This window comes from Enterobacter sp. MG-EB028 (assembly GCF_056673305.1).
Window position 1 is genome coordinate 436,599 of the sequence record NZ_CP195079.1, and the last position, 22,256, is coordinate 458,854.

At 57.0% G+C, this 22,256-nt stretch carries 18 protein-coding genes; 15 read left to right on the forward strand and 3 right to left on the reverse strand.

All coding sequences use genetic code 11. The annotated features are described in order from the left end of the window. Nucleotides 1–214: 214 nt before the first annotated feature. On the reverse strand, nt 215–1,354 hold the full coding sequence (queG, locus tag ACR42C_RS02000; RefSeq protein ID WP_479984684.1) for a tRNA epoxyqueuosine(34) reductase QueG: 1,140 nt from the start codon (nt 1,352–1,354) through the stop codon (nt 215–217). On the opposite strand from queG, the gene nnr reads away from it, so the two are divergent. From nnr to rlmB, 14 genes are all read left to right on the forward strand, one after another. Next, nucleotides 1,353–2,876, forward strand: coding sequence for a bifunctional ADP-dependent NAD(P)H-hydrate dehydratase/NAD(P)H-hydrate epimerase (gene nnr, locus ACR42C_RS02005; RefSeq protein WP_479984685.1), 1,524 nt, complete (start codon nt 1,353–1,355; stop codon nt 2,874–2,876). The two genes, queG and nnr, sit on opposite strands and share 2 nt — an antisense overlap. Further along, nucleotides 2,869–3,330, forward strand: a complete 462-nt coding sequence (tsaE, locus tag ACR42C_RS02010; RefSeq protein ID WP_028015250.1) for a tRNA (adenosine(37)-N6)-threonylcarbamoyltransferase complex ATPase subunit type 1 TsaE — start codon at nt 2,869–2,871, stop codon at nt 3,328–3,330. The genes nnr and tsaE overlap by 8 nt, the downstream gene beginning before the upstream one ends. 16 nt (nt 3,331–3,346) lie before the next feature. Then, a complete protein-coding gene (gene amiB, locus ACR42C_RS02015; RefSeq protein WP_116343617.1) occupies nt 3,347–4,681 on the forward strand; it encodes an N-acetylmuramoyl-L-alanine amidase AmiB in 1,335 nt (444 codons plus the stop codon). A gap of 9 nt (nt 4,682–4,690) precedes the next feature. Beyond that, nucleotides 4,691–6,535, forward strand: coding sequence for a DNA mismatch repair endonuclease MutL (gene mutL, locus ACR42C_RS02020; RefSeq protein WP_479984686.1), 1,845 nt, complete (start codon nt 4,691–4,693; stop codon nt 6,533–6,535). Beyond that, complete coding sequence (gene miaA / locus ACR42C_RS02025; RefSeq protein ID WP_116343615.1) at nt 6,528–7,478, forward strand: tRNA (adenosine(37)-N6)-dimethylallyltransferase MiaA; 951 nt, start codon at nt 6,528–6,530, stop codon at nt 7,476–7,478. The genes mutL and miaA overlap by 8 nt, the downstream gene beginning before the upstream one ends. 85 nt (nt 7,479–7,563) lie before the next feature. Beyond that, nucleotides 7,564–7,875, forward strand: a complete 312-nt coding sequence (hfq, locus tag ACR42C_RS02030) for an RNA chaperone Hfq (RefSeq protein ID WP_008502919.1) — start codon at nt 7,564–7,566, stop codon at nt 7,873–7,875. A gap of 73 nt (nt 7,876–7,948) precedes the next feature. Next, nucleotides 7,949–9,229, forward strand: coding sequence for a ribosome rescue GTPase HflX (hflX, locus tag ACR42C_RS02035; RefSeq protein ID WP_023331851.1), 1,281 nt, complete (start codon nt 7,949–7,951; stop codon nt 9,227–9,229). Nucleotides 9,230–9,285: 56 nt separating this feature from the next. After that, complete coding sequence (gene hflK / locus ACR42C_RS02040; protein ID WP_028015254.1) at nt 9,286–10,545, forward strand: FtsH protease activity modulator HflK; 1,260 nt, start codon at nt 9,286–9,288, stop codon at nt 10,543–10,545. A 2-nt stretch (nt 10,546–10,547) separates the two neighbouring features. After that, complete coding sequence (hflC, locus tag ACR42C_RS02045) at nt 10,548–11,552, forward strand: protease modulator HflC (protein ID WP_061099477.1); 1,005 nt, start codon at nt 10,548–10,550, stop codon at nt 11,550–11,552. Between the two features lie 70 nt (nt 11,553–11,622). Next, entirely contained in the window at nt 11,623–11,820 is a 198-nt protein-coding gene (locus ACR42C_RS02050) for a DUF2065 domain-containing protein (RefSeq protein WP_003855996.1), read from the forward strand. A 104-nt stretch (nt 11,821–11,924) separates the two neighbouring features. After that, nucleotides 11,925–13,223 carry an adenylosuccinate synthase gene (locus tag ACR42C_RS02055; RefSeq protein ID WP_024907332.1) on the forward strand — a complete coding sequence of 433 codons (1,299 nt, stop codon included), beginning with the start codon at nt 11,925–11,927 and terminating at the stop codon, nt 13,221–13,223. Between the two features lie 192 nt (nt 13,224–13,415). Then, nucleotides 13,416–13,841 (forward strand): nitric oxide-sensing transcriptional repressor NsrR, encoded by a 426-nt coding sequence (nsrR, locus tag ACR42C_RS02060; protein ID WP_061099476.1) that lies wholly within the window; start codon nt 13,416–13,418, stop codon nt 13,839–13,841. Between the two features lie 38 nt (nt 13,842–13,879). Beyond that, nucleotides 13,880–16,321 carry a ribonuclease R gene (gene rnr, locus ACR42C_RS02065; RefSeq protein WP_163330671.1) on the forward strand — a complete coding sequence of 814 codons (2,442 nt, stop codon included), beginning with the start codon at nt 13,880–13,882 and terminating at the stop codon, nt 16,319–16,321. A gap of 65 nt (nt 16,322–16,386) precedes the next feature. Continuing rightward, on the forward strand, nt 16,387–17,121 hold the full coding sequence (gene rlmB / locus ACR42C_RS02070) for a 23S rRNA (guanosine(2251)-2'-O)-methyltransferase RlmB (protein ID WP_116343612.1): 735 nt from the start codon (nt 16,387–16,389) through the stop codon (nt 17,119–17,121). Between the two features lie 89 nt (nt 17,122–17,210). Here the strand turns inward: rlmB and ACR42C_RS02075 are convergent, their stop codons facing one another. After that, nucleotides 17,211–18,485 carry an MFS transporter gene (locus ACR42C_RS02075; protein WP_166709858.1) on the reverse strand — a complete coding sequence of 425 codons (1,275 nt, stop codon included), beginning with the start codon at nt 18,483–18,485 and terminating at the stop codon, nt 17,211–17,213. A 194-nt stretch (nt 18,486–18,679) separates the two neighbouring features. Here ACR42C_RS02075 and ACR42C_RS02080 point away from each other — a divergent pair, with 194 nt between their 5' ends. After that, nucleotides 18,680–20,302 (forward strand): isovaleryl-CoA dehydrogenase, encoded by a 1,623-nt coding sequence (locus ACR42C_RS02080; RefSeq protein ID WP_302219127.1) that lies wholly within the window; start codon nt 18,680–18,682, stop codon nt 20,300–20,302. Here the strand turns inward: ACR42C_RS02080 and ACR42C_RS02085 are convergent. After that, entirely contained in the window at nt 20,299–22,230 is a 1,932-nt protein-coding gene (locus ACR42C_RS02085; protein WP_166709862.1) for a methyl-accepting chemotaxis protein, read from the reverse strand. The two genes, ACR42C_RS02080 and ACR42C_RS02085, sit on opposite strands and share 4 nt — an antisense overlap. Nucleotides 22,231–22,256: the final 26 nt, after the last annotated feature.

Here is a 22,256-nt window from a genome sequence, read left to right on the forward strand (position 1 = left end):
TATTGCATCTGAAATACTCTTGTAAACAGAGTTATCCACAGAATTCGCGCTTTACCCAAACCGTACAGAAAGTTAGCAGGGTGAATAATATCTTCCCAAGTCACTGTATTAAGTGGATAAAATTTCATTTCAAAATGTTATTGAGATCACTTGACCTCTTCTCAAGTCCAGATGGCGCTTGAGTTTTTATTTTTATTCACAGGCTGTGAATATATCACGCATCCCGCGTGAGCCCTTTTTCAATCACCCTCACCAGCCGCTGTTTCTGAGGAAGCTGCACCTCGACCACGCAGGCGTTGCGCTTCTCGATTTGCTGCGCAATCGCCCATTCTATGTGTTCATCAAGAAGTGGGTGCTCACCTCTACGACTTTCAAGCGCATGAATATTTGCTTCATCCCACGGGGCATTGCCCAGCGCGACGGCCACGTTTCGCAGCCAGCGCAGGTGGCCGATACGCCGAATGGCGGAACCTTCCGTCACCTTCAGAAACCAGGCTTCGGTCCAGGCGAACAGCTCGATCAGCGGCGGGGCATGTAACGCCTTGCGCGGACTGAAGTCTTCTTCATCCGTCAGCTGCGAATAGCGGTTCCACGGGCAGATCAGCTGGCAGTCGTCGCAGCCGTAGATGCGGTTGCCGATAAGTGGACGAAATTCTTCCGGGATCGCTCCTTCGAGCTCGATGGTGAGATAGGAAATGCAGCGGCGCGCATCAACAGTATACGGCTCAACGATGGCGCCAGTCGGGCAGATGGTCATGCAGGCCACGCAGCGGCCACAGCCTTCCTCTACCGGGCCGTCTACCGGCAGGGGTAAATCAATCAGCAGTTCACCGAGGAAGAAGAACGATCCGGCGTCGCGGCTAAGGATAAGTGAGTGCTTACCTGTCCAGCCAAGCCCGGCTTTTTCGGCGATCGGGCGCTCAAGAATAGGCGCGGAATCGACAAAGGGTCTAAAATTCAGCGAAACACAGTGCTGCTGAATAGTTTCCCCGAGTTTTTTTAAACGGTTACGCAGTAGCTTATGGTAATCACGCCCCAGGGCGTACCGGCTGACGTAACCCAAAGAGGGATTTTTTAGCGTGCGCGCAAAGGCCGCGTTGGCAGGCAGGTAGTTCATGCGCACGCTGATGACGCGCAATGTACCCGGTAAAAGCTCATGTGGACGGGCACGCATCATGCCGTGACGCGCCATCCACTCCATTTCGCCGTGGTATTGTTTGTCCAGCCAGGCCTGCAGTTTTGGCTCGCTGGCAGAGAGGTCGGTATCGGTAATGCCTACCTTCTGGAAGCCAAGCTCAGCACCCCACTGTTTTATTTTTTGCGCTAATTCATTGAGATCGAGGGGCTGTGACATGACGGACCATACGGTGAAGAAAAACCCCGCAAGTATACCACATTCCATCTGGCATGCGGATGACCTCCGGTGCGCCGAAAAAGAGGCCGCAGACAGCCTCGGCATTACTCTTTATGAACTGATGCAGCGCGCGGGGGAGGCGGCGTTTAACGTTGCTCGCGGCGCGTACCCGCAATCCACTCACTGGCTGATTTTGTGTGGGCACGGCAATAACGGCGGCGACGGCTACGTTGCTGCGCGTCTCGCGGTTGCGGCCGGTATCCGCGTTACCTTGCTGGCGCTGGAAAGTGATAAGCCCCTGCCGGAAGAGGCCGGCGCGGCGCGGGAGGCATGGCTGAATGCAGGCGGCGTGATTCATGCCCCTGATATCGTCTGGCCGGAAGATGTTGATCTGATTGTTGATGGTCTGCTGGGGACCGGGCTACGCAGCGCGCCTCGCGAGAACATCGCCGCGCTTATTGAACACGCTAACGGGCACTCCGCGCCGGTAGTGGCGCTGGACATTCCGTCGGGCCTGATCGCGCAGACCGGCGCGACGCCTGGCGCCGTTATTCAGGCTGCGCACACCGTGACCTTTATCGCTCTGAAGCCGGGCTTGTTAACCGGAAAAGCCCGGGATGTGGTTGGCGTATTGCACCATAACGCCCTGGGGCTGGAGAGCTGGCTCGCAGGGCAGGAAACGCGCCTGTCGCGCTTTGATGCCTCGCAGCTAAAAGAGTGGCTTCCGCCGCGCCGCCCAACGTCCCATAAGGGCGACCACGGCAGGCTGGTGATTATTGGTGGCGATCGCGGTACGGCAGGTGCGGTTCGCATGGCCGGTGAGGCGGCACTGCGCAGCGGTACCGGATTAGTGCGAGTACTCACTCGCATCGAGAACATTACGCCAATCATTACAGCTCGGCCGGAACTGATGGTCCATGAGCTTACGCCCCAGACGCTTGAAGAAAGCCTCGAATGGGCGGATGTGGTGGTCATTGGTCCCGGTCTTGGACAGCAGGCATGGGGTAAACAGGCCCTGCAAAAGGTCGAAAATTTTCGTAAACCGATGCTGTGGGATGCCGACGCGCTTAACCTTCTGGCAATAAACCCGGATAAGCGTCACAATCGCATTCTGACGCCACACCCCGGCGAAGCCGCGCGCCTGCTTAACTGCAGCGTGGCAGAAATTGAAAGCGATCGCTTACTTTCTGCTCAGCGTCTGGTAAAACGTTACGGAGGTGTTGCCGTTTTGAAAGGGGCAGGAACCGTTGTCGCCAGTGACGAGACGCAGGGCATTATTGATGCCGGAAATGCGGGCATGGCGAGCGGCGGCATGGGCGATGTGCTTTCAGGCATCATTGGCGCATTGCTTGGACAGAAACTTCCCCTTTATGATGCAGCCTGTGCGGGCTGCGTGGCCCACGGCGCGGCAGCTGACAGGCTTGCTGCGCGAGAGGGTACACGCGGTATGCTGGCCACCGATCTCTTTTGCACGCTGCGGCGTGTTGTTAACCCGGATGTGATTGACGTAGAAAATGACTAATCGAGCGATTCCTTTACCTGATGAACAAGCCACTTTAGATCTCGGCAAGCGCGTGGCGCAGGCCTGTCAGGGGGCAACCGTCATTTATCTGTATGGTGATTTAGGTGCGGGTAAAACCACCTTCAGCCGGGGTTTTTTGCAGGCGTTAGGGCATAACGGGAATGTGAAAAGCCCAACCTACACGCTGGTCGAGCCGTACACCCTCGACAATCTTATGGTGTACCACTTTGATTTATATCGCCTTGCGGATCCTGAGGAGCTGGAATTTATGGGGATCCGTGATTATTTTGCCAACGACGCCATCTGCCTGGTGGAGTGGCCGCAACAAGGTGCGGGTGTGTTACCTGACCCGGATGTCGAAATTCACTTAGATTACCAGGCGCAAGGGCGTGAGGCTCGCATCAGTGCGGTTTCCTCATCAGGGTGTTCCTTACTGGCGCGTCTCGCCGGTTAAGAGTAGGGATGACGGGATGATTAGTCGCGTTAAAGGTTGGGTGTTGGCTGCGACGGTGCTGCTGTGCGCGCAGGCCGGGGCGGCAAGCCTTTCGGATATTCAGGTGTCAAACGGCGAAAGCCAGGCCCGGATCACGTTCAGCTTTATGGGTGACCCTGAATATGCGTTTTCACAGCCAGACAGCCGCAGCGTGGCGCTGGATATCAAACAGACTGGCGTGATCCAGGGGTTACCGCTGCGGTTCAGCGGTAACAACCTGGTGAAAAGTATCCGTTCGGGTACCCCGCAGGACAGCCAGTCGCTGCGTCTGGTGGTCGATCTGACCGAAAAGGGTAAAACGAAGGCGGTGAAGCAGCAAAACGGGGCGAACTATACGGTGGTCTTCACCATCAATGCCGATGTTCCGCCGCCTCCGCCGCCACCGGTTGTCGCGAAACGCGTGGAAGAGCCGGTCTATACGCCGCGCCCATCGGAACCTGCGCGTAATCCGTTTAAATCTCAGAACGATCGCATCACCGCGGCAACCAGCAGCAATACGGTAACGCGTCCGGCGTCCAGCGCGCGGCGTGCGGTCAGCGGTGATAAAGTGATTATCGCCATTGATGCCGGGCACGGTGGTCAGGACCCTGGTGCGATTGGCCCGGGCGGCACGCGAGAGAAAAATGTCACTATTGCAGTGGCCCGCAAGCTGCGGACGTTGTTAAACGACGATCCGATGTTTAAAGGCGTACTGACGCGCGACGGCGACTATTTTATCTCTGTGATGGGCCGCTCAGACGTGGCGCGTAAGCAAAACGCCAATTTCCTGGTCTCCATTCACGCGGATGCCGCACCGAACCGTAACGCGACGGGCGCCTCGGTATGGGTCCTGTCGAACCGTCGGGCGAACAGCGAAATGGCAAACTGGCTGGAAGAGCATGAGAAACAGTCTGAACTGTTAGGCGGCGCGGGTGATGTGCTGGCTAACAGCCAGTCTGACCCGTATCTCAGCCAGGCGGTGCTGGATTTACAGTTCGGTCATTCTCAGCGCGTCGGGTATGATGTCGCCACTAACGTATTGAATCAGCTGCAGGGCATCGGAGCATTGCATAAGCGTCGCCCGGAACATGCGAGCCTGGGCGTTCTGCGTTCGCCGGATATTCCGTCAATTTTGGTGGAGACGGGCTTTATCAGCAATAACAGCGAAGAGCGCCTGCTGGGCAGCGACAGCTACCAGCAGCAAATTGCCGAAGCGATATACAACGGTTTACGTAAATATTTTGAGGCGCATCCTCTGCAGTCCGCGCCGCAGGGCGGGGCAGCCCAGACGGCCAGCGCCGCGCAGCCGGGTGAGTTGACCGCCACAAATTAAGGAGAATTCATGCCGATTCAGGTTCTGCCGCCGCAGCTCGCGAACCAAATCGCCGCCGGTGAGGTGGTGGAACGCCCTGCGTCGGTAGTGAAAGAGCTGGTGGAAAACAGCCTCGATGCGGGCGCAACCCGCATTGATATTGATATTGAACGCGGCGGCGCGAAGCTTATCCGCATTCGCGACAACGGCTGCGGGATCAAAAAAGAGGAGCTGGCGCTGGCGCTGGCGCGTCATGCCACCAGTAAAATTGCCTCTCTGGATGACCTGGAAGCGATTATCAGCCTCGGTTTTCGCGGCGAAGCGCTGGCCAGTATCAGTTCGGTTTCTCGTTTAACGCTGACCTCCCGCACCGCTGAACAGCAGGAAGCCTGGCAGGCCTACGCTGAAGGGCGGGATATGGACGTGACGGTCAAACCCGCGGCGCACCCTGTCGGTACCACGCTGGAAGTTCTGGATCTGTTCTACAACACTCCCGCCCGCCGCAAGTTTATGCGTACCGAAAAAACCGAGTTCGGCCATATCGACGAGATCATCCGCCGAATTGCGCTCGCCCGTTTCGACGTCACCATCAACCTCAGCCATAACGGCAAGGTAATGCGCCAGTACCGCGCGGTGGCTGAAGGTGGGCAGAAAGAGCGACGTTTAGGGGCTATCTGCGGGACGCCGTTCCTGGAACAGGCGCTGGCTATCGAGTGGCAGCACGGCGATCTGGCTTTACGTGGCTGGGTGGCCGATCCGCATGCCAGCAGCGCGGCGTTCTCTGAAATTCAGTATTGCTACGTTAACGGCCGTATGATGCGCGACCGCCTCATTAACCACGCCATTCGCCAGGCCTGCGAAGATAAGCTCGGGGCAGATCAGCAACCTGCCTTTGTACTTTATCTGGAGATCGACCCGCATCAGGTGGATGTCAACGTCCATCCTGCCAAGCATGAGGTGCGGTTCCATCAGTCGCGTCTGGTACATGATTTTATCTACCAGGGCGTGCTGAGCGTACTGCAACAGCAGCTTGAACCCACACTGCCGCTGGAAAAAGAAGACTCCGCACCGCGCCCCATTCCGGAAAATCGTGTCGCTGCGGGTCGCAACCATTTTGCGGAGCCTGCCGTCGCGCGTGAACCGGACGCCCCGCGTTTCTCCTCAGCAGGGGCCGCACCGCGTCCGACGGGCGCGAACTACCCGAACGCTCAGTCCGGCTATCAAAAGCAGCAGGGGGCGCTGTACCGTAAACTGCTGGAAACGCCGGCTGTCGAGCGCAAAGAACACGTTGCGGTGGCGACACCTTCCCTTGAAGGCCATAGCCAGAGTTTTGGCCGGGTGCTGACGATTATCGCACCGGATATGGCGCTGCTTGAGCGCGACGGCAAACTGTTGCTTCTGGCGCTGCCGGTTGCCGAACGCTGGCTCAAGCAGGCGCAGCTGACGCCGGGGGAAAATGTGGCCTGTGCGCAGCCGCTGTTAATCCCGGTTCGCCTGAAAATATCCCATGAAGAAACAAGGGTATTGCAGCGTGCAGAGGCCCAGCTGGCGCAAATGGGCATTGAAATTGTGCTTGAACCACAACATGTGACAATTCGCGCAGTGCCTTTACCCTTACGCCAACAAAATTTACAAAACTTGATTCCTGAACTGATAGGCTACCTGGCGCAGCAGACATCGTTTGAGGCTGCCAACACCGCGCAGTGGATCGCCCGCCATCTGGCCAGCGAACATTCACCGTGGAGTATGGCGCAGGCGATTACCGTGCTTGCGGAGGTGGAACGCCTCTGCCCACAGCTGGTGAAAGCGCCGCCGGGTGGGTTATTACAACCTGTTGATTTAAAAACGGCGATGACCGCCCTGAAACATGACTGACGTAAGTAAGGCGAGCCTGCCAAAGGCAATTTTTTTAATGGGCCCAACGGCCTCGGGCAAAACGGCGTTAGCCATTGAGTTACGTAAAGTTTTGCCTGTAGAGTTGATTAGCGTTGATTCCGCCCTCATCTATCGAGGGATGGACATCGGCACGGCGAAGCCCGGCGCAGATGAACTGCGTGCGGCACCGCACCGTTTGCTGGATATTCTCGACCCGGCAGAGGCTTACTCAGCAGCGGATTTCCGCCGGGATGCCTTAGCCGAGATGGCCGAGATCACCGCCGCGGGGCGTATACCGCTGTTGGTTGGCGGAACCATGCTCTACTTCAAGGCGCTGCTTGAAGGGTTGTCTCCTTTACCTTCCGCGGACCCTGAGGTGAGAGCAAAGATTGAGCAGCAGGCGGCAGAGCAGGGATGGGACGTATTGCATAAGCAACTGGCGGAGGTTGACCCGGTTGCGGCAGCGCGGATCCATCCAAATGATCCGCAAAGGCTTTCCCGGGCACTGGAAGTTTTTTTCATTTCGGGTAAAACTTTAACGGAACTGACGCAAACGTCAGGAGACGCTCTGCCGTATCAGGTGCATCAGTTCGCCATCGCCCCGGCGAGCCGTGAACTGCTCCATCAACGAATTGAGCAGCGTTTTCATCAGATGTTGGCTTCAGATTTTGAAGCAGAAGTGCGGGCGCTATTTGCCCGTGGAGATTTGCATACGGATATGCCTTCCGTTCGTTGTGTGGGATACCGCCAGATGTGGTCGTATCTTGAAGGTGAGATTTCATACGATGAAATGGTTTATCGAGGTGTTTGCGCCACGAGACAGTTAGCGAAGCGCCAGATCACCTGGTTGCGCGGTTGGGAGGGAGTTCACTGGTTAGACAGTGAAAAACCGCAACAGGCGTTAAACGAGGTGATTGAGGTTGTTGGTGATATCGCCCACTGAATGTGTACAATTGAGACGTATCGTGCGCAATTTTTCAGAATCGCAAGGTTCTAAGTACAAAACAAGCATATAAGGAAAAGATAGAATGGCTAAGGGGCAATCTTTACAAGATCCGTTCCTGAACGCATTGCGTCGGGAACGTGTTCCAGTTTCTATTTATTTGGTGAATGGTATTAAGCTGCAAGGTCAGATTGAGTCTTTCGATCAGTTCGTGATCCTGTTGAAAAACACGGTCAGCCAGATGGTCTACAAGCACGCTATCTCTACTGTTGTTCCGTCCCGTCCGGTCTCTCATCACAGCAATAACGCTGGCGGCGGCACAGGCAGTAACTACCATCACGGCAGCAACGCGCAGGGTTCTTCAACGCCAGCGCAGGACAGCGACGAGACCGAATAAGGTTTCAGCTGTTATCCACACGGGGAGCCAGGGATCCTGCGTTCCCCGCTGATCTTTTTAGAGAGGTTTACGCTTGTTTGACCGTTATGATGCCGGTGAGCAGGCGGTGCTGGTACACATCTATTTTTCGCAAGACAAAGATATGGAAGACCTCCAGGAGTTTGAATCTCTGGTCTCTTCCGCCGGTGTCGAAGCAATGCAGGTGATTACCGGTAGCCGTAAAGCGCCGCACCCAAAGTATTTTGTTGGTGAAGGTAAAGCAGTAGAAATTGCGGATGCCGTAAAAGCAACCGGCGCGTCAGTCGTGTTGTTTGATCATGCGCTGTCTCCAGCCCAGGAGCGCAACCTGGAAGCTCTCTGCGAATGCCGTGTTATCGATCGCACGGGATTGATTTTAGATATTTTTGCTCAGCGTGCCCGAACCCACGAGGGGAAACTGCAGGTTGAGCTGGCGCAGTTGCGCCATCTGGCGACGCGTCTGGTGCGTGGCTGGACCCACCTTGAAAGACAAAAAGGCGGGATTGGTTTGCGCGGTCCGGGTGAAACCCAGCTCGAAACCGACCGCCGTTTGCTGCGTGGCCGTATTACCCAGATCCTCTCACGTCTGGAACGTGTAGAGAAACAGCGTGAACAGGGGCGTCGGGCGCGAACCAAAGCCGACATCCCAACGGTGTCGCTGGTGGGCTATACCAACGCCGGTAAATCCACCCTGTTTAACCAGATAACCGAGGCCCAGGTGTATGCCGCAGACCAGCTGTTTGCGACCCTGGACCCGACGCTGCGCCGCATTGACGTTGCAGACGTGGGTGAAACAGTGCTGGCGGATACCGTAGGGTTTATCCGCCATCTGCCGCACGATCTGGTGGCGGCGTTTAAGGCGACGTTGCAGGAGACGCGTCAGGCGACCCTGCTGCTGCACGTGATTGATGCGGCTGACGTACGCGTGCAGGAGAACATCGACGCGGTGAACGTGGTGCTGGAAGAAATTGACGCCCACGAAATTCCCACGCTGTTGGTGATGAATAAGATCGATATGCTGGAGGATTTCGAACCGCGTATCGACCGAGATGAAGAGAACAAACCGATTCGGGTCTGGCTTTCTGCTCAGGCCGGTATTGGTGTGCCACTGCTTTTCCAGGCTTTGACAGAACGTCTTTCCGGTGAGGTAGCTCAGCACACGCTGCGACTGCCGCCACAGGAAGGCAGGCTGCGCAGCCGGTTTTATCAGCTTCAGGCGATAGAAAAAGAGTGGATGGAGGATGACGGCAGCGTGGGGATGCAGGTGCGTATGCCGATCGTTGACTGGCGTCGCCTCTGTAAACAAGAACCTGCGCTGGCGGACTATATCGTCTGATCAGAAAGGGGAAGCCTGAAAAATTCGCCCTTGCATAACAAATATGGAGCATATACATGGCGTGGAATCAGCCCGGTAATAACGGACAAGACCGCGACCCGTGGGGAAGCAGCAATAATCAAGGCGGCAACTCTGGGGGAAATGGCAACAAAGGTGGTCGCGAGCAGGGGCCGCCGGATCTGGATGATATCTTCCGCAAGCTGAGCAAAAAGCTTGGTGGCCTTGGCGGAGGAAAAGGTTCAGGCTCGGGTGGCAGTTCCAGCCAGGGACCGCGCCCGCAATTAGGTGGCCGCCTGGTGGGCATCGTTGCTGCCGGGCTGGTGATCGTCTGGGCAGCCAGCGGATTCTACACCATTAAAGAAGCAGAACGCGGCGTGGTCACCCGTTTCGGTAAGTTCAGCCATCTGGTTGAGCCGGGCCTGAACTGGAAACCGACCTTCATTGACGACGTTACTGCAGTCAACGTGGAGTCCGTCCGTGAACTGGCCGCCTCCGGCGTGATGCTGACCTCTGACGAAAACGTGGTGCGCGTCGAGATGAACGTGCAGTACCGCGTGACCGATCCTGAGCGTTATCTGTTTAGCGTGACCAGCGCCGATGACAGCCTGCGTCAGGCGACCGACAGCGCCCTGCGTGGTGTAATCGGCAAATACACGATGGACCGCATCCTGACCGAAGGTCGTACCGTTATTCGTAGCGATACCCAGCGCGAGCTGGAGGAGACGATTCGTCCTTACAACATGGGTATCACCCTGCTGGACGTCAACTTCCAGGCTGCGCGTCCGCCGGAAGAGGTGAAGGCCGCGTTTGATGATGCGATTGCCGCCCGTGAAAACGAACAGCAGTACATTCGCGAAGCAGAAGCGTACACCAACGAAGTGCAGCCGCGTGCTAACGGTCAGGCGCAGCGTATTCTGGAAGAGGCGCGTGCGTATAAGACCCAGACCATCCTGGAAGCTCAGGGTGAAGTGGCTCGTTTTGCGCGCATCCTGCCGGAATACAAAGCCGCGCCGGAAATTACCCGCGAGCGTCTGTATATCGAGACCATGGAAAAAGTGCTGAGCCACACCCGCAAAGTGTTGGTTAACGACAGTAAAGGTGGAAACCTGATGGTTCTGCCGCTGGATCAGATGCTGAAAGGCGGTTCTGCGCCGGCAGCGAAAGACACCAGCGGAGCAAACAACCTGCTGCGTCTGCCGCCAGCCTCATCAGGCAGCTCCAGCGCGAACACAACGCCTTCTTCGAACGATGGTGACATTATGGACCAACGCCGTGCTAACGCGCAGCGTAACGACTACCAGCGTCAGGGGGAATAAGGATGCGTAAGTCAGTTATTGCGATCGTCGTCATCGTACTGGTCGTGCTGTATACCTCGATCTTTGTGGTGAAAGAGGGCGAGCGTGGGATCAAATTCCAGTTCAGCAGCGTCGTGCGTGACAGTGACAAACGTCCGGTGATTTACGAGCCGGGTCTGCACTTCAAGGTGCCGTTTATTCAGTCAGTGAAAACGCTGGATGCGCGTATCCAGACCATGGATAACCAGGCTGACCGTTTCGTGACCAAAGAGAAGAAAGACCTGATCGTTGATTCTTATATCAAATGGCGCATCAGCGATTTCAGCCGCTACTTCCTGGCAACGGGCGGTGGTGACGTTTCTCAGGCGGAAGTGCTGCTGAAACGTAAGTTCTCTGACCGTCTGCGTTCTGAGATTGGTCGTCTGGATGTGAAAGACATCGTGACCGATTCCCGTGGTCGTCTGACGCTGGAAGTACGCGATGCGCTGAACTCCGGTACTGCGGGCACGGAAGACGAAGTGGAAACGCCAGCAGCGGATGACGCGATTGCTAAAGCCGCTGAACGCGTTCAGGCTGAAACCAACGGTAAAGTTCCGGTGATCAACCCGAACAGTATGGCAGCGCTGGGTATCGAAGTGGTTGACGTGCGTATCAAGCAGATCAACCTGCCAGCTGAAGTGTCCGAGGCGATCTACAACCGTATGCGCGCCGAGCGTGAAGCGGTAGCCCGTCGTCACCGTTCACAGGGCCAGGAAGAGGCCGAAAAACTGCGTGCGGCAGCGGACTATGAAGTGACCAAGACGCTGGCGGAATCTGAGCGTCAGGGCCGTATCCTGCGCGGTGAAGGCGATGCGGAAGCCGCGAAGCTGTTCGCCGATGCCTTCAGCCAGGATCCAGACTTCTACGCCTTTATCCGTAGCCTGCGCGCGTACGAGAATAGCTTCAAGAGCAACCAGGATGTGATGGTGCTCAGCCCGGACAGCGATTTCTTCCGTTATATGAAGACGCCGACCAACGCAACGCGATAAACTCAGCTCGTTTGAGTATTCAAACCACCGCTCCCAACGGAGCGGTGGTTTTCTTTTATAAGGATGAAAAATGAATTCAACGATCTGGCTTGCGCTGGCCCTGGTTCTGGTGCTGGAAGGCCTCGGTCCGATGCTCTATCCGCGCGCATGGCGTCGTATGATCGCGACCATGAGCCAGCTGCCGGATAATATCTTGCGTCGTTTCGGCGGCGGTCTTGTGGTTGCCGGTATCGTTATCTACTACATGTTGAGGAAAACGATTGGCTGATCAAAAACTAGCCGCAGTTGGCATATTTTAGGGTCAAAAAGTGCTGTATATCTGAAAAAGCGATGGTAGAATCCATTTTTAAGCAAACGGTGATTTTGAAAAAAATGGGTAACAACGTCGTCGTACTGGGCACCCAATGGGGTGACGAAGGTAAAGGGAAGATTGTTGATCTTCTGACTGAACGGGCTAAATATGTTGTACGCTACCAGGGCGGTCACAACGCAGGCCATACTCTCGTAATCAACGGTGAAAAAACCGTCCTCCATCTTATTCCATCAGGCATTCTTCGCGATAACGTCACCAGCATCATCGGTAACGGCGTTGTGCTGTCTCCTGCTGCGCTGATGAAAGAGATGAAAGGTCTGGAAGACCGTGGTATCCCTGTTCGTGAGCGTCTGCTGCTCTCCGAAGCCTGCCCGCTGATCCTGGACTATCACGTGGCGCTGGACGTAGCGCGTGAAAAAGCGCGCGGCGCGAAAGCAATCGGCACCACCGGTCGTGGTATCGGCCCGGCTTACGAAGATAAAGTTGCACGTCGCGGTCTGCGCGTGGGCGACCTCTTCGACAAAGCGACCTTCGCTGAAAAACTGAAAGAAGTGATGGAATATCACAACTTCCAGCTGGTGAACTTCTACAAAGCTGACGCTGTTGACTACCAGAAAGTGCTGGATGACGTCATGGCGATTGCAGACATTCTGACCGGTATGGTTGTTGATGTATCCGATCTGCTGGACCAGGCGCGCAAGCGTGGCGATTTCGTCATGTTCGAAGGTGCGCAGGGTACGCTGCTGGACATCGACCACGGTACCTATCCGTACGTAACCTCTTCTAACACCACTGCGGGTGGCGTGGCGACCGGCTCTGGCCTGGGTCCACGTTATGTGGATTACGTTCTGGGCATCATCAAAGCGTACTCCACTCGCGTGGGTGCGGGTCCATTCCCGACCGAACTGTTTGATGAAACCGGCGAGTTCCTGTGCAAGCAGGGTAACGAGTTTGGCGCGACTACCGGTCGTCGTCGTCGTACCGGCTGGCTGGATGCGGTTGCAGTGCGTCGTGCAGTGCAGATCAACTCCTTGTCTGGCTTCTGCCTGACCAAGCTGGACGTGTTGGACGGCCTCAAAGAAGTGAAAATCTGCGTAGGCTACCGTATGCCAGATGGCCGTGAAGTGACCACCACTCCGCTGGCCGCTGATGACTGGGAAGGCATCGAGCCAATCTACGAAACCATGCCGGGCTGGTCTGAGACCACCTTCGGTGTGAAAGAGCGTAGCGGCCTGCCGCAGGCGGCGCTGGATTACATCAAGCGCATCGAAGAACTGACCGAAGTGCCGATCGATATTATTTCTACCGGCCCGGATCGTACTGAAACGATGATTCTGCGCGACCCGTTCGACGCATAATCTTCGTGACTGCTGGCCTGCGGGGAGACCCGCAGGCCGGATAAGCGTAGCGCCAACCGGCGACCGCTCCTGGATCTCCGCTTTTTCGCCCCGTCTGTCAAATAAATTAGCCCCTAACTATCTGGCTGGTTTATCATCATTAATGAATATCTCAGCGGTTTGACCGCGTTTTCCCTTTTTCCTGAGGTTGATGTGCAGTTAACAAGTTTCACCGATTACGGCTTACGCGCGCTGATTTACATGGCGTCGTTACCCGAAGGGAAGATGACCAGTATCTCTGAAGTGACAGAGGTATACGGTGTATCCCGTAATCATATGGTCAAAATAATCAATCAACTTAGCCGTGCCGGATACGTTGCTGCCGTCCGCGGGAAGAATGGAGGGATCCGTCTTGGTAAACCGGCACAGAGTATTCGTATCGGGGATGTGGTACGCGAGCTGGAGCCCTTGTCTCTGGTGAACTGCAGCAGCGAGTTCTGCCACATTACGCCCGCTTGCCGCCTGAAACAGGCGCTTTCTAAGGCCGTGCAAAGTTTTCTCAAGGAACTGGATAACTACACGCTGGCCGATTTGGTTGAAGAGAATCAACCGCTTTATAAATTATTGCTGGTGGAATGAAGAAAATTTCCACCGGAGCTGACAACGGAGGAACCGACATGTCACAAGATCCTTTCCAGGAACGCGAAGCCGAAAAATACGCGAATCCTATTCCCAGCCGCGAGTTCATCATTGAACACTTAACAAAACGCGAAAAACCCGCCAATCGTGAAGAACTTGCCGTTGAATTAAATATTGAAGGTGAAGAGCAAATTGAAGCCCTTCGCCGCCGCCTGCGCGCCATGGAGCGCGACGGGCAGTTGGTCTTTACCCGCCGCCAGTGCTACGCGCTGCCTGAACGCCTCGACCTGCTGAAAGGCACCGTGATTGGTCACCGTGACGGCTTTGGCTTCCTGCGAGTGGAAGGCCGTAAAGACGATCTGTATCTCTCATCCGAACAGATGAAAATGTGTATCCACGGCGACCAGATCCTGGCGCAGCCGCTGGGTGCCGACCGTAAAGGCCGCCGCGAGGCGCGCGTGGTTCGCGTGCTGGTGCCGAAAACCAGCCAGATTGTGGGCCGCTACTTTACCGATGCGGGCGTGGGTTTTGTTGTGCCGGACGACAGCCGTCTGAGCTTCGATATTCTGATCCCACCTGAAGAGGTGATGGGCGCGCGCATGGGCTTTGTGGTGGTGGTGGAACTTACCCAGCGCCCAACCCGTCGCACCAAAGCGGTCGGGAAAATCGTCGAAGTGCTGGGCGATAACATGGGCACCGGCATGGCCGTCGATATGGCGCTGCGCACGCATGAGATCCCGTACGTCTGGCCGAAAGCGGTCGAGGAGCAGATTGAAAACCTGCGTGAAGAAGTGCCGGAAGAGTCCAAAGCGGGCCGTGTGGATCTGCGCTCCCTGCCGCTGGTCACCATTGATGGTGAAGATGCCCGCGACTTCGATGACGCCGTCTACTGCGAGAAAAAACGCGGCGGCGGCTGGCGTCTGTGGGTGGCGATTGCTGACGTAAGCTACTACGTTCGTCCGCACACGCCGCTGGATAACGAAGCGCGCAGCCGCGGTACGTCGGTCTACTTCCCGTCTCAGGTTGTACCGATGCTGCCGGAAGTGCTCTCAAACGGCCTGTGTTCCCTGAACCCGCAGGTTGACCGCCTATGTATGGTTTGCGAGATGACTATCTCCACCAAAGGGCGCTTAACGGGCTACAAATTCTACGAAGCGGTGATGAGCTCGCACGCGCGTCTGACCTATACCAAGGTCTGGCATATGCTGCAGGGCGACCAGGATCTTCGCGAGCAGTACGCGCCGCTGGTTAAGCACATCGAAGAGCTGCATAACCTCTACAAAACGCTGGATCAGGCGCGCGAAGAGCGCGGCGGGATCTCCTTTGAGAGCGAAGAAGCGAAGTTTATCTTCAATGCGGAACGCCGCATTGAGCGTATCGAGCAGACCCAGCGTAACGATGCGCACAAGCTGATCGAAGAGTGTATGATTCTGGCGAACATCTCGGCGGCGAGATTTGTTGAGAAAGCCAAAGAGCCTGCGCTGTTCCGTATCCACGATAAGCCGTCGACGGAAGCCATCACCGCGTTCCGCTCCGTGCTGGCTGAACTGGGTCTGGAGCTGCCTGGCGGTAACAAGCCAGAGCCGCGTGATTACGCCGAGCTGCTGGAGTCCATTGGCGACCGTCCTGACGCAGAAATGCTGCAGACGATGCTGCTGCGCTCTATGAAGCAGGCTATTTACGATCCGGAAAACCGGGGGCACTTCGGCCTGGCGCTGCAGTCTTACGCGCACTTTACCTCGCCGATCCGCCGCTATCCTGACCTGTCCCTGCACCGTGCGATCAAGTATCTGCTGGCGCAGGAGCAGGGTCATAAAGGGAACACCACCGAAACCGGCGGGTATCACTATTCGATGGAAGAGATGCTGCAGCTGGGCCAGCACTGTTCCATGACCGAACGCCGTGCTGATGAAGCCACGCGTGACGTAGCGGACTGGCTGAAGTGTGACTTTATGCTGGACCAGGTGGGCAATGTCTTTAAAGGCGTGATTGCCAGCGTTACCGGCTTTGGTTTCTTCGTTCGTCTGGATGAGCTGTTTATCGACGGCCTGGTGCACGTCTCCAGCCTGGATAACGACTACTACCGCTTCGACCAGGTCGGCCAGCGCCTGATTGGCGAATCTGGAGGCCAGACCTATCGTCTGGGCGACCGTGTGGAAGTGAAGGTTGAAGCCGTGAATATGGACGACCGTAAAATCGACTTCAGCCTGATCTCCAGCGAGCGCGCGCCGCGTAACGTCGGTAAAACCGAGCGTGAAAGGGCGAAAAAGGGCGGCAACGGTAAAGCGAGCGGTAAACGTCGCCAGGCAGGTAAAAAGGTAAACTTCGAGCCGGACAGCGCGTTCCGCGGCGAGAAGAAACAGAAGCCGAAGGCGGCGAAGAAAGAAGCCCGTTCAGCGAAAAAGCCTTCCGCGAAAACGCAGAAAATTGCTGCCGCCACCAAAGCGAAGCGCGCGGCCAAGAAAAAGCAGGCGGAGTAATTCTCCCCTCACCCTGACCCTCTCCCCAACCGGGAGAGGGGAAATACTTATTACGAGAACCATCAATGAGTGAAATGATTTACGGCATCCACGCGGTGCAGGCCCTTCTCGAGCGCGCACCGGAGCGTTTTCAGGAAGTCTTTATTCTGAAAGGGCGTGAAGATAAGCGTCTGATGCCGCTGATCCACGCGCTGGAAGCGCAGGGCGTGGTGATCCAGCTGGCTAACCGCCAGTTCCTGGATGAGAAAAGCGAAGGCGCGGTTCACCAGGGAATCATTGCCCGCGTGAAGCCTGGCCGTCAGTATCAGGAAAATGATCTGCCGGATTTGATTGCCGGGCTGGATAACCCGTTCTTCCTGATCCTCGATGGCGTAACCGATCCGCATAACCTCGGCGCGTGCCTGCGCAGCGCCGATGCGGCGGGCGTGCACGCGGTGATCGTGCCGAAAGATCGCTCCGCGCAGCTGAACGCGACTGCGAAGAAAGTGGCCTGCGGCGCGGCGGAAAACGTTCCGCTGATCCGCGTGACCAACCTGGCGCGCACCATGCGTATGCTGCAGGAAGAGAACATCTGGATCGTCGGTACCGCCGGTGAAGCGGATCATACTCTGTACCAGAGCAAAATGACCGGCCGTCTGGCGCTGGTTATGGGAGCGGAAGGCGAAGGCATGCGTCGTCTGACCCGCGAACACTGCGACGAGCTGATTAGTATCCCGATGGCGGGCAGCGTGTCGTCTCTGAACGTTTCCGTTGCGACGGGCATCTGCCTGTTTGAAGCGGTGCGCCAGCGGGGAGCATAAACAGCAAGGCCGTCCACAGGACGGCCTTTTGTGTTTTCTCCCTCTCCCCGTGGGAGAGGGCCGGGGTGAGGCACCAGACGGTGACAAACTCACTCTTCTAGCGACCGCAAATGGTCATCCTTCCTCAGCGTCATCAGCGCGAAAATACTCACTACCGCCGTCGCCATCACGTAATACGCCGGAATATCCAGGTTGCCCGTCTGCTTAATCAGCCCGGTAATGATTAGCCCTGCACATCCCGAGAAAATTGCGTTCGACAAAGAGTAGGCCAGCCCCAGCCCCGTATAGCGCACGCGAGTCGGGAACATCTCAGATAGCATTGCCGGGCCCGGCCCCGCCAGCATGCCCACCAGACCGCCTGCAATGAGTACCACACCAGCCTTCACCGCCAGCGTGCTCGACTCCGCCTGAAGAATTTTCAGCAGCGGCAGGGCGAGGATCAGCAGCAGCGCGGTAGCGATAATCATCACCGTGCGGCGGCCAATCCTGTCGCTCAGGATCCCGGCCGGGATAATCGTCAGCGCAAAGCCGATATTTGAAATCACCGCGATCAGCAGCGCCTGGTTAAAGCCGGTGTGCAGCGCTGACTGCAGGTAGGTTGGCATAATTACCAGATAGGTATATCCCGCCGCGGACCAGACCATCACGCGCCCAATGCCCATCAGGATGGTTTTGAGCGTGGCGGAAGTGCTGGCCTGAGCAGCAGCCGGTTTTTCCTGCTGCTGCACAAAGCTCGGCGTCTCTTCCATACTCACCCGCAGCCATAGCGCGACCGCACCCATCGGCAGGGCAAGGAAGAACGGAATGCGCCAGCCCCAGTCATGCAGGTCTTCAGGGGTAAGAACGGCAGAGAGCAGCGCGACAATAGCAGCGCCCGCTAACAGCCCGAGCGCTACGGTAAAGGACTGCCACGCGCCGTACAGGCCGCGCTTGCCGCGCGGGGCGAACTCGGTCATCAGCGAGACCGCACCACCGTACTCGCCGCCCGCGAACAGCCCCTGCAGGATGCGCAGCAGCGTAATGATTAACGGCGCAGCAATGCCGATACTGGCGTAGACGGGCACGATGCCGATGGCCGTGGTGGCGAGCGTCATCAGCACCAGCACAATAATCAGCGTCGGTTTTCGCCCAATCCTGTCGCCAATACGGCCAAATATCACCGCACCCAGCGGACGGAAGAAGAAGGCGATGGCAAACGAGGCCCAGGTGAGGATCAGACTGGTCAGTCCCGCCTCTCCCTCAAGCTGGAAGAAGTTCTTCGCAATCACGGTCGCCAGAAAACCGTAGACCGCAAACTCATACCACTCGATGAAGTTACCAATGGAGCCTGCAATTAATGCACGCTTGTGCGCATCCTGTTGCATAACGATCCTCACAAAGACGGGTTAAGAATAAATTATTCAACATAAGCGGGGTAATGAAATAGTTTATTCTTATGTTCTGTGAGCTATTTCACGAATGATATCAGCGGGATCACCACCGTGTGACCTCACTCCCATGCAGCGTGCACGCGGTCTGTCCATACTTACCTTCATTGCCACTGAAGGAGGGAGACAGCATGCACTGGCAGACCCATACCGTTTTTAATCAACCTGCCCCACTCTCTAACAGCAACCTTTTCCTTTCAGACTGTGCCCTGCGTGATGCGGTGGCGCGTGAAGGGGCCGAGTGGGATATAGAACTCCTCGCCAGCATTGGTCAGCAGTTGGGTACGGCGGAATCGCTGGAGCTGGGCAGGCTCGCGAACGTGAATCCACCGGAGCTATTACGCTACGACGCCACCGGAGAGCGGCTGGATGACGTTCGCTTTCACCCCGCGTGGCACCTGCTGATGCAGGGGCTCTGCGCCAACCGGGTACATAATCTGGCCTGGGAAGAGGAGGCGCGTAAAGGGTCGTTTGTCGCCAGGGCCGCACGCTTTGTGCTCCATGCTCAGGTAGAAGCGGGGACGTTATGCCCGGTGACCATGACCTTTGCCGCCACGCCGCTGTTGCAGCAGTCGCTGCCCAAACCGTTTCATGGCTGGTTAACGCCGCTGATGAGCGATCGCTACGATCCCCATCTCGCGCCGGGTGGGCAAAAGCGCGGCCTGCTGATCGGCATGGGGATGACGGAAAAGCAGGGCGGCTCGGACGTGCTCAGCAACACCACCAGAGCGGAAAAATGCAGCGACGGCAGCTACCGGCTGGTGGGGCATAAATGGTTTTTCTCCGTACCACAAAGCGATGCGCATCTGGTGCTGGCCCAGGCGAAAGGCGGCCTTTCCTGCTTTTTTGTTCCGCGTTTCTTGCCGGACGGACAGCGCAACGCCGTGCGCCTTGAGCGTCTGAAAGAGAAGCTTGGCAACCGCTCCAACGCCAGCAGTGAGGCGGAGTTCCTCGACGCTTCCGGCTGGCTGCTGGGGGAAGAGGGCGAAGGGGTACGGCAGATCCTCAAAATGGGCGGTCTGACGCGCTTCGACTGCGCCCTGGGCAGCCACGGGCTAATGCGCCGGGCGTTATCCGTGGCGCTGTACCATGCCCATCAACGTCAGACCTTCGGCAAAAATCTTATCGATCAGCCGTTAATGCGCGAAGCGTTAAGCCGCATGGCGCTGGTGCTGGAGGGGCAAACGGCGCTGCTGTTCCGCCTGGCCAGGGCGTGGGATAACCGTACCGATCCGCAGGAGGCCGCCTGGGCAAGGCTTTTTACCCCGGCTGCAAAATTTAGCGTGTGCAAAGCGGGCATTCCGTTTGTCGCGGAGGCGATGGAGGTGTTGGGCGGCGTAGGGTATTGCGAGGAGAGTGAACTTCCGCGCCTGTATCGCGAGATGCCGGTGAACAGCATCTGGGAAGGATCGGGAAATATCATGTGCCTGGACGTGCTGCGCGTGCTGGCGAAGCAGCCAGGGATCCACGACCTGCTTGCCGATGAGTTTGCCCAGGTGAAAGGACAGGACCGACACTTTGACCGCAGCTGGCGGCAGCTTCAGCAAAAGCTGCGTAAACCGCAGGAGGCACAGGGGAGGGAGATCGCGCGGCAGCTCTTTTTGCTGGGCGCCGGAAGCCAGATGCTGCGGCACGCATCGCCGCCCGTGGCGCAGGCGTGGTGCCGCATGATGCTGGATACCCGTGGCGGTACGCTGATGAGCGAGCAGGTGCAAAGCGATCTGCTGCTGCGCGCCACGGGCAGGGTTGGCTAGCGTTTAAGCTGGAACAGGCTGACCAGTTGGGTAAGGTGTGACCCTTTCTCGCGCAGCGTGCGTGCGGTTTGCTCGCTGCGTGAGATGCGATCGGCGTTGATATGCGACGCTTCGCCAATGTGGGTCATCGCAAGATTGACCTGGCCGATCCCCGCGGACTGCTCGCGTGACGCATGGTTAATCTCCGTGACCAGCTGGCTGATGTTGTCGATATGAACGATGATGGAATCCATCGCCAGACGCGTCTGTTCAGACAGCGCGTGGCCTTCGCCCACTTTTCGTAGCGTATCGCCAATCAGCTGTTCAATCTCCTTCACCGCGTTAGCGCTGCGTCCTGCCAGGGCGCGAACTTCCTGCGCGACCACCGCAAACCCTTTTCCGTGCTCCCCTGCGCGTGCTGCTTCAACCGCCGCATTCAGCGCCAGAATATTGGTCTGGAACGCGATGGACTCGATTACGCGCGTGATGTCTTCGATGCGTTTTGATGCTTCGCGAATGTCGTCCATCGTGGCAACCGCATGGGTTACCGTTTCACCACCCTGATGAACCGCGCGTGAGGTTTCACCTACCAGCTGCTGCGTTTGCTCCATGTTGGCGGCATTTTGCTGCACGGTCGCGGCCAGTTGCTCCATGCTGGCGGAGGTTTCTTCCACGCTGCTGGCCTGCTTGTTGATCTGCTCGGAGATGTCTCCGGTATCGGAGGCCAGCGCATTGGTGCCCAGATGTATCTCGCCCGCGGCTTCACGGACCTGCAGGACAATTTTTTGTAGCCCATCGCCAATACCGTTGATGGCATCGACCAGCTGGCCAACCTCATCCTGACGAGTGACGGGCAGGCTGGAGCGCAAATCGCCAGCGGCATACTGGCGGGCCAGGTCAATCACGTTACGCAGCGGACGGGTCAGCATCCGGCGAATAAGCACTACAAACAGGCCCGCGAAGAGGACTGACAACGCTACGCCGGCCAGCAGGAAACGGTCGCGCATGGCGTTAACGCTCGCGAGCAGGACTGATTTATCCACTTCACCGACGATGGTCCAGTTCCAGCCGGGCAGCGGCGTATAGGCCATTTTCAGCGTGCGGCCGTCGTCGCTTACGCGTTCCAGCGTACCTGAGGAATCGCTCAGCAGCTGCTGTTGGGTGGCGCTATCCCACTTCGGCTGTTTTCCCTCTTCGCTGGCATGGAACAGATACTGACCGCGCGTTTTGCCGTTGCTGCGGTCCAGCACAAAGAAGTGCCCGCTCTCGCCCAGGCGGCGGTTAAGGATTTTCTCGCGCATGACGTTCCAGGAGTGAGTGATATCCACCCCAACGAAGATGATCCCAATGACCTGGCCTTCACTATCCTTAACGGGCTGGTACTGGGTGATGTAGCGTTTGCCAAACAGGAGCGCCAGGCCGCGGTAGACTTCACCTTTGCTGACGGCGGCAAACGCCGGGCTGCTCGCGTCCAGAACGGTTCCCATGGCGCGATCGCCGTTCTCTTTGCGCAGGGAAGTGGCAACGCGAATGAAGTCGTTACCGCTGCGAACAAACAGCGTGGAGATTGCTCCTGTACGACTCAGAAAGTCATCAGAAAATGTCGTGTTTTCATGGAGTTCAGCGTCGCCCCCTTTCAGCAGGGGAACGGTGAGCCCGTTAATGGTCCGGGTCTGATTAGTATCGACGCTAAACGGCTGAGGCAGAAATGTCGTAAACAGTCTGGTATAGCTTTCGACTTCCTCGCTCAGGCTGGTATTAAACATCTGCACCATGTCGACCATACCGGTGGACTGATTATGCAGATCTTCTACCGCGAGGGCTTCAAGCTGCTGGCTGGCTTTTTGGCTGAGCAGGAAAGTGAAAAGCAGAAACAGCGTGGCGACACTGACGCCCGTCAGCAGCGACAGCTTTGTTCCAAGGCCCGCACGGCGGAAAAAATTGATCATAAATTGCTCATCATTGAAAAGGTATG

Excerpts from the sequence above, each read along its gene's own strand:
- nnr (WP_479984685.1), top strand. The coding sequence starts at position 1,353 with ATGACGGACCATACGGTGAAGAAAAACCCCGCAAGTATACCACATTCC.
- queG (WP_479984684.1), bottom strand. The coding sequence starts at position 1,354 with ATGTCACAGCCCCTCGATCTCAATGAATTAGCGCAAAAAATAAAACAG.
- tsaE (WP_028015250.1), top strand. The coding sequence starts at position 2,869 with ATGACTAATCGAGCGATTCCTTTACCTGATGAACAAGCCACTTTAGAT.
- amiB (WP_116343617.1), top strand. The coding sequence starts at position 3,347 with ATGATTAGTCGCGTTAAAGGTTGGGTGTTGGCTGCGACGGTGCTGCTG.
- mutL (WP_479984686.1), top strand. The coding sequence starts at position 4,691 with ATGCCGATTCAGGTTCTGCCGCCGCAGCTCGCGAACCAAATCGCCGCC.
- miaA (WP_116343615.1), top strand. The coding sequence starts at position 6,528 with ATGACTGACGTAAGTAAGGCGAGCCTGCCAAAGGCAATTTTTTTAATG.
- hfq (WP_008502919.1), top strand. The coding sequence starts at position 7,564 with ATGGCTAAGGGGCAATCTTTACAAGATCCGTTCCTGAACGCATTGCGT.
- hflK (WP_028015254.1), top strand. The coding sequence starts at position 9,286 with ATGGCGTGGAATCAGCCCGGTAATAACGGACAAGACCGCGACCCGTGG.
- hflC (WP_061099477.1), top strand. The coding sequence starts at position 10,548 with ATGCGTAAGTCAGTTATTGCGATCGTCGTCATCGTACTGGTCGTGCTG.
- ACR42C_RS02050 (WP_003855996.1), top strand. The coding sequence starts at position 11,623 with ATGAATTCAACGATCTGGCTTGCGCTGGCCCTGGTTCTGGTGCTGGAA.
- ACR42C_RS02055 (WP_024907332.1), top strand. The coding sequence starts at position 11,925 with ATGGGTAACAACGTCGTCGTACTGGGCACCCAATGGGGTGACGAAGGT.
- rnr (WP_163330671.1), top strand. The coding sequence starts at position 13,880 with ATGTCACAAGATCCTTTCCAGGAACGCGAAGCCGAAAAATACGCGAAT.
- rlmB (WP_116343612.1), top strand. The coding sequence starts at position 16,387 with ATGAGTGAAATGATTTACGGCATCCACGCGGTGCAGGCCCTTCTCGAG.
- ACR42C_RS02075 (WP_166709858.1), bottom strand. The coding sequence starts at position 18,485 with ATGCAACAGGATGCGCACAAGCGTGCATTAATTGCAGGCTCCATTGGT.
- ACR42C_RS02080 (WP_302219127.1), top strand. The coding sequence starts at position 18,680 with ATGCACTGGCAGACCCATACCGTTTTTAATCAACCTGCCCCACTCTCT.
- ACR42C_RS02085 (WP_166709862.1), bottom strand. The coding sequence starts at position 22,230 with ATGATCAATTTTTTCCGCCGTGCGGGCCTTGGAACAAAGCTGTCGCTG.